General features: G+C 60.1%; 8 protein-coding genes. 5 read left to right on the plus strand and 3 right to left on the minus strand.

All coding sequences use genetic code 11. The features are described 5' to 3' along the window. Positions 1-16 precede the first annotated feature (16 nt). From ACW9IN_RS09125 to ACW9IN_RS09140, 4 genes are all read left to right on the plus strand, one after another. On the plus strand, positions 17-925 hold the full coding sequence (locus ACW9IN_RS09125; RefSeq protein WP_457365567.1) for a response regulator: 909 nt from the start codon (positions 17-19) through the stop codon (positions 923-925). Positions 926-1112: 187 nt separating this feature from the next. Next, positions 1113-1436: a type II toxin-antitoxin system RelE/ParE family toxin gene (locus tag ACW9IN_RS09130; RefSeq protein ID WP_457365568.1), complete on the plus strand. Its 324-nt coding sequence runs from the start codon at positions 1113-1115 to the stop codon at positions 1434-1436. A 4-nt stretch (positions 1437-1440) separates the two neighbouring features. After that, positions 1441-1740, plus strand: coding sequence for a helix-turn-helix domain-containing protein (locus ACW9IN_RS09135; protein ID WP_457365569.1), 300 nt, complete (start codon positions 1441-1443; stop codon positions 1738-1740). A gap of 55 nt (positions 1741-1795) precedes the next feature. Beyond that, entirely contained in the window at positions 1796-2458 is a 663-nt protein-coding gene (locus tag ACW9IN_RS09140) for a M23 family metallopeptidase (protein ID WP_457365570.1), read from the plus strand. 4 nt (positions 2459-2462) lie between these two features. On the opposite strand, the gene ACW9IN_RS09145 is transcribed toward ACW9IN_RS09140, so the two are convergent. The 3 genes from ACW9IN_RS09145 to phoB all read right to left on the minus strand — a co-directional run bounded on the left by ACW9IN_RS09145 (position 2463) and on the right by phoB (position 6182). Continuing rightward, the gene (locus ACW9IN_RS09145; protein ID WP_457365571.1) at positions 2463-3803 is read right to left on the minus strand and encodes a hemolysin family protein; all 1341 of its coding nucleotides are present in this window, start codon (positions 3801-3803) and stop codon (positions 2463-2465) included. A 266-nt stretch (positions 3804-4069) separates the two neighbouring features. Beyond that, complete coding sequence (gene phoR / locus ACW9IN_RS09150) at positions 4070-5395, minus strand: phosphate regulon sensor histidine kinase PhoR (protein WP_457365578.1); 1326 nt, start codon at positions 5393-5395, stop codon at positions 4070-4072. Between the two features lie 97 nt (positions 5396-5492). Further along, positions 5493-6182, minus strand: coding sequence for a phosphate regulon transcriptional regulator PhoB (gene phoB / locus ACW9IN_RS09155; protein ID WP_003176964.1), 690 nt, complete (start codon positions 6180-6182; stop codon positions 5493-5495). Between the two features lie 152 nt (positions 6183-6334). Between phoB and ACW9IN_RS09160 the strand changes: the two genes are divergently transcribed. Continuing rightward, positions 6335-6712: a COG4315 family predicted lipoprotein gene (locus tag ACW9IN_RS09160; RefSeq protein WP_457365572.1), complete on the plus strand. Its 378-nt coding sequence runs from the start codon at positions 6335-6337 to the stop codon at positions 6710-6712. The last annotated feature ends 73 nt before the right edge of the window (positions 6713-6785 follow it).

Genomic DNA, 6785 nt, shown 5'->3' on the forward strand with positions numbered 1-6785 from the left:
ATAGGATGAAGGGTCGATGAGTAAAGTCAGTGTATTGGTGGTGGATGACGCCTCGTTTATCCGCGACCTGGTGAAGAAGTGCCTGCGCAACTACTTCCCCGGGATCAAGATCGAAGATGCGGTAAACGGCAAAAAGGCCCAGGCCATTCTGATGCGCGAGACCTTCGACCTGGTGCTGTGCGACTGGGAAATGCCGGAAATGTCCGGCCTGGAACTGCTGACCTGGTGCCGTGAGCAAGCGCACCTCAAAGCCATGCCGTTCGTGATGGTGACCAGCCGTGGCGACAAGGAAAACGTTGTGCAGGCGATCCAGGCCGGCGTTTCCGGCTACGTCAGCAAACCCTTCACCAACGAACAGCTGCTGAACAAGGTCAAGCAAGCCCTGCACAAGATCGGTCGCCTTGATGCGCTGATCGCCAGCGCGCCGACCAAGATGAACTCGGCATTCGGCAACGACTCCCTGAGCGCACTGACCGGCGGCAAGCCTGAAGCGGTCCGTGCGGCTCCGGTAGCGGCTGCCGCGCCGGCACCGAGCAAGGGCCTGCTTAACAGCCCGCCCGTGCAGGCCCCCGCAGCGGCGCCGGCCGGTGGTCGTGGCCAGGGCCAATTGCGCCTGTCCAGCGGCAACCAGCAATGCGTGATCAAGGCGCTGAGCATCAAGGAAGCGCTGCTGGTGGTGCGCCGTGGTGACGTGCTGCCTCAGGTTCTGGAAAGCGCAGTACTCGACCTTGAGCAAGGCGAAAACGCCGAAGTCGCGCGGCTCAATGGCTACCTGCATGCCATCGTCGCCTATGAGCCCAAGCCCGACAGCGACTGGCTGCAACTGACCTTCCGCTTCATCGATCAGGACGCGCAGAAGCTCGACTACATCTCTCGCCTGATCGCGCGCGGTACGGCGCAGAAGCATTTCGTGCCGGGTGCTTGATCTTCTGATTACAGGGAGTCGACCGGCTGTCTGATTCCCTGTGCTTTGCTTGATTTATATCTGTTTCGATATACCCTCTCGATAACGCCTCCGCGTTATCGAGGCTTTGCGATGCCTTGAAACAAACCTCCGTGAGCACTGGCCGAATCGTCGATTACGCTTTTTCTTTCCAGGAAAGGAGAAGCCAATGCCAAGGCACAGGGATGTGGTGTTTCTAGGAAGCTCGCTCAAGGACCTCAAAGCATTTCCTCTCGACGCCCGAAGGGCAGCAGGTTTTCAGTTGGATCTCTTGCAACAGGGTGAGCAGCCTTTTGATTGCAAGCCGATGAAAACTATCGGGAGAGGCGTCAGCGAGATTCGTATCACCGAGGAGTCGGGCGCTTTTCGAGTATTTTACGTGGTTAATCGGCCTGAGGCCGTTTATGTGCTGCACGCGCTGCGCAAGACCACACAGAAAACCGAGGGGCGAGATATCGAGCTGGCACGCGCCAGGTTGCAGGAGTTAGGTTAAGCCTATGACAAATCAGAAAGTTTATGGCGAGCGTTTCAGCTGTGTTTGGGACGCTCTGGAAGATACGCCCCAGCAAGCTGCCAATATGCGGCTGCGTTCGAAATTGCTCTTGGCGTTGTGCCAAACCATTCGCAGCTGGGAGCTTTCCCAAAAAGAGGCTGCACACAGACTAGGCGTCAGTCAGCCCCGACTTAACGACGTCCTCACCGGCAAGATCGACAAGCTTTCTCTGGACGCCTTGGTCAATCTGTCGGCGGCGGCCCAAATGAACGTGGATATTTGTTTCAACGGGCTGCCAGCCTGAAGTTGTCATCAAGCCTTGCTAACCTGCCGCTCAGTCATTCCGGCAGGTCTACGCCATGTTCATGCGCCTATTGTTGCTCTGTGGGTTGGCCACGGTGACCACGTCCACTCTGGCCATGACCCTCTACCGATCCACCGATGCCAACGGCGATGTGTTTTTCAGTGATCGGCAAACGCCGGGCGCCCAGGCTTTTGTGATCCATGAGCGCAAGTTCCTGCCCCCTTCGCCCGACAGGCCTCAACGCGTCTATCCACAGCAAGCCTATCGCTACCCCTTGCCTTGGCGTGGTGGGCCGTTTCGTCTGACCCAGGGACCCAACGGCAGCTTCAGTCACACCGACGCCAAAAGCCGTTACGCCATGGACATCGCCATGCCCGAAGGCACGCCGATCATTGCGGCACGTGCTGGCGTGGTGGTGAACATTGAAAATGCGCAGGTGGGGCGCGGCAATGATGCATCGGGGAATTTTGTGCGGGTGCGGCACGATGACGGTACCGAAGGCGTGTACCTGCACCTCAAGCAGGGCTCGGTCAGTGTCAGGGCCGGGCAGCGGGTGGCGGTGGGCAGCCCATTGGCGTTGTCGGGCAACACCGGCAACAGCAGCGGGCCGCACTTGCACTTTGTGGTTCAGCGCGCCACCGAGGCGGGGCTGGTGTCGATTCCGTATGAGTTCAACCAGCCCGTCGGTACGTTGCCCAATTTTGCATTGGGCAACTGAGGGATCAGTCCAGCAGCAGCACCTTGGCCAATACGATCTTCGGCCCTTTCATCTTCTTGATGATGATCCGCAGGCCTTCGACTTCCAGCACTTCCTCTTCTTCCGGCACCCGCTTGAGGGTTTCGTAGATCAGGCCCGCCAGGGTCTCGGCCTCGATGTGATCCAGGTCGATGCCCAGCAAGCGCTCCACCTTGAACAGCGGCGTGTCGCCACGCACCAGCAGCTTGCCCGGTTGATAGGCCAGGATGCCGCGTTCGGCCTTGCGGTGTTCGTCCTGAATGTCACCCACCAGCACTTCCAGCACGTCTTCCATGGTGAGGTAGCCGATGATCTTGCCGTCGGCCTCTTCCACCAGGGCGAAGTGCGCGCCGCCTTTGCGGAACTGCTCCAGCAACTGCGACAACGGCATATGCCGTGACACGCGCTCCAATGGGCGGGTCAGTTCGGCCAGGTTGAACGATTCGGGGATGTGGTCCAGGGCCGCCAGTTCCAACAGCAGGTCCTTGATGTGCAGCAGGCCCACGAATTCGTTGCGCACGGCGTCATACACCGGGTACCGGCTGAATTTGTGGCGTCGGAACAGCGCAAGGATTTCCTTGAGCGGGGCGTTGAAGTCCAGGGTGACCATGTCTTCCCGGGAGTTGGCCCAGTCCACCACTTCCAGCTCGCCCATTTCCACGGCGGAGGCCAGCACGCGCATGCCTTGGTCGCTGGGGTCCTGGCCACGGCTGGAGTGCAGGATCAGCTTGAGTTCTTCGCGGCTGTAATGGTGTTCGTGATGCGGGCCGGGCTCGCCTTGCCCGGCGATACGCAGGATGGTGTTGGCGCTGGCATTGAGCAGGTAGATCGCCGGGTACATCGCCCAGTAGAACAGGTACAGCGGCACGGCGGTCCACAGCGACAGCAACTCGGGCTTGCGAATGGCCCAGGACTTGGGCGCCAGCTCACCGACCACGATGTGCAGGTAGGAGATCACGAAGAACGCCGCAAAGAACGACACACCCTTGATCACTTCCGGCGATTGCACGCCCACGGCACTCAGCAGCGGTTCGAGGATGTGCGCGAAGGCCGGCTCGCCGACCCAGCCCAGGCCGAGGGAGGCGAGGGTGATACCCAGTTGGCACGCCGACAGGTAAGCATCGAGCTGGCTGTGCACGGTACGCAGGATCTGCCCGCGCCAGCCGTTCTGGTGAGCGATCGCCTCGACGCGGGTGGCGCGCAGTTTGACCATGGCAAACTCCGCCGCAACGAAGAAGCCGTTGAGCAGTACCAGGATCAGTGCAAAAAGAATCATGCCGAAGTCGGCGAAGAGTGTCGCGAGGGTAATACCAGGGGAAGGGTCCATGATGGGGTTTTGCGGGTTCCGTGTGTTCAATAAGGGGTGTCAGGAGAGCCTGAAAGGCAGGCGCAAGTCGGCCAATGTAGCGGCTGACGGGGCGCTTGCCTAGTACCCACTGCCGGGCGGGGCAAGGAATACATTCTCCAGAACAACACAATCCCGTGTGGGAGCTGGCTTGCCTGCGATTGCGTCGATACAGCAAACAGGCATGTCGCCTGACACACCGCTATCGCAGGCAAGCCAGCTCCCACACGGTTCGTTGTTACTTCAGGTCATTCATCATTCCCGACCGGCCGCGAACGCGTCATCTGTGCCGGCGGGAAATGGCAGGTAAACGTGCTGCCATGCCCCAGTACGCTGCTGATTTCCAGGCGTGCGCGGTGGCGCAGCAGCACGTGCTTGACGATCGCCAGGCCCAGCCCGGTGCCGCCGGTATTGGAGTTGCGGCTGGAGTCGACACGGTAGAAACGCTCGGTCAGGCGCGGCAGGTGCTTGGCGTCGATGCCGATGCCGGAGTCCTGCACGCTCAGGTGCGCGCCGTGTTCGTCGGCCCACCAGCGGATGCGGATATTGCCCTTGTCCTGGGTGTACTTCACGGCATTGAACACCAGGTTGGAAAACGCACTGCGCAGCTCACCTTCGCTGCCTTTGAGCAGGACGGCCGGGTCGGCTTCCAGGGTGATCTGCTGCCCGCGTTGGCCGGACAGGGCCTGGGCGTCATTCTTGATGGTCTGCAACAGGCTTTGCACCGCCACCGGGTGATTGTCCGAGGGATAATCGGTGGCTTCCAGCTTGGCCAGCAACAGCAAGTCGTTGAGCAGGGTCTGCATGCGGCTGCCTTGCTGCTGCATCTGTTGCAGGGCACGGCTCCAGCGCGGGTTGATCTCTTCGACGTTGTCCAGCAGCGTCTCCAGGTAACCGCAGATCACCGTCAGGGGCGTGCGCAATTCGTGAGACACGTTGGCGACGAAATCCTTGCGCATCTGTTCCAGCTGGTGGATGCGGGTGACATCACGCACCAGCATCAAGTGTTCGTTGTTGCCATAGCGTGTCAGGTACAGCTGGATGCGCACACGGTCATTGGTGGGCGAGGGGATTTCCAGGGCTTCTTCGTAGTTGTCCTGTTCGAAATACTCTTTGAAGCGCGGGTGACGCACCAGGTTGGTCACTGGCTGGCCACTGTCCTGCGGCGTCTTGAGGCCCAGCAGGGTCTCGGCCGCGCGGTTCCACCATTCCAGGTTGCCGTCGCTGTCGAGCATGATCACCGCGTCCTTCAGGGCGGCGGTGGACTCCTGCACGCGGTCGATCACCGCTTGCAGGCGCCCGCGAACGCGCTGGTCGCGGCGTTGCAGGTGGTAGATGCTGTCAAACACTTCGCCCCACAGACCGTAGCCGTCGGGCGGTGCTTCATCGGGTTTGTGCTGGCGCAGCCATTCATGCAGACGCAGCAGTTGCTTGAGGGTCCAGCCCAGGTAAAGGGCGATACCGACGGCCAGGCTCCAGCCGTATTGGCCGCTGATCAGGCCAATCAACAGGCAGCCGGTGATCAACAGAAGCAGGTGGCGGATCAGGGTGCCATGCCAGTTTTGATTCACGATCGGTCCTTCGGACAGTGAAAAGTTTCAAGCTGCAAGCTTCAAGTCAGAGCAGATCAGCTTCTACTTGCCACTTGTAGCTGGGAGCTTGCAGCTGCTTTCAACCTTTGGTTGAAAACCGATAACCCGTGCCGCGCACGGTTTGTACCAGATTCTCGTAGGCGTCGCCCAAGGCTTTGCGCAGGCGGCGGATATGCACGTCCACGGTACGCTCCTCCACGTACACGTTGCCGCCCCATACCTGGTCCAGCAACTGGCCACGGGTGTAGGCGCGCTCCTGGTGGGTCATGAAAAACTGCAGCAGGCGGTATTCGGTGGGGCCCATCTCGGCGGGTTTGCCGTCGATGGTCACGCGGTGGCTGATCGGGTCCAGCAACAAGCCGCCGACTTCGATAGGCGCTTCACCATCGGTAGGGCCGGCGCGACGCAGTACGGCTTTCAGACGAGCGACCAGTTCCCGTGGGGAAAACGGCTTGGTGATGTAGTCATCGGCGCCGACTTCCAGGCCCTGGATCTTGTTGTCCTCTTCGCCCTTGGCGGTGAGCATGATGATCGGGATATCCCCGGTCAGCTCGTCGCGCTTGAGGCGCCGGGCCAGCTCGATACCGGAGGTGCCTGGCAGCATCCAGTCCAGCAGGATCAGGTCGGGCTTGCGGTCGACGATAATGGCATGGGCCTGCTGGGAGTTCTCGGCCTCCAGGCAGTCATAGCCGGCCATTTCCAACGCGACGGCGATCATTTCGCGAATGGGCGCTTCGTCGTCAACGATCAGAATGCTCCTGCCAACCATGCTAAATCCTCTTGTCATTTAACTGTCTTGCGCCGCATTAGATAACGGAATTATTGCAGTCGTGTGACAGTAATTTAGTCGCTTGGGCAATTCGCGCCTCTCTGGACTACGCTTTGGGTCCGAATCCTGACAACCAAAAAAGGAAGGTTCTGATGACTAACAGCACAGTTTCATGGAAAGCCCTGCTGGTAACGGCCGCATTGACGCTGCCAACCCTGGCGTTCGCGGCGGAGCCGGCCATGACCAAAGACGGTCTGTTGGTGGACCACAAAGGGCTGACCCTCTACACCTTCGACAAGGACGCCGACGGCAAGTCAGTGTGCAAGGACCAGTGTGCGACCAACTGGCCGCCGCTCAAGGCTGAGTCCACCGACAAAACCACGGGCGACTGGACCGTCATCACCCGCGACGACCAGACCAGCCAGTGGGCCTACAAAGGCAAGCCGGTCTATACCTACAAGGATGACAAGGCTGCCGGTGACAAGACCGGTGATGGCAAGGGCGGGGTGTGGCACGTCATCAAACCGTGAGCCTGCGGCGCCACCAAGCGCTTCGCGAGCAAGCCCGCTCCCACATTTTGACTTGTGAATACATTCAAATGTG

It is taken from the genome of Pseudomonas sp. SDO5271_S396 (genome assembly GCF_054071795.1).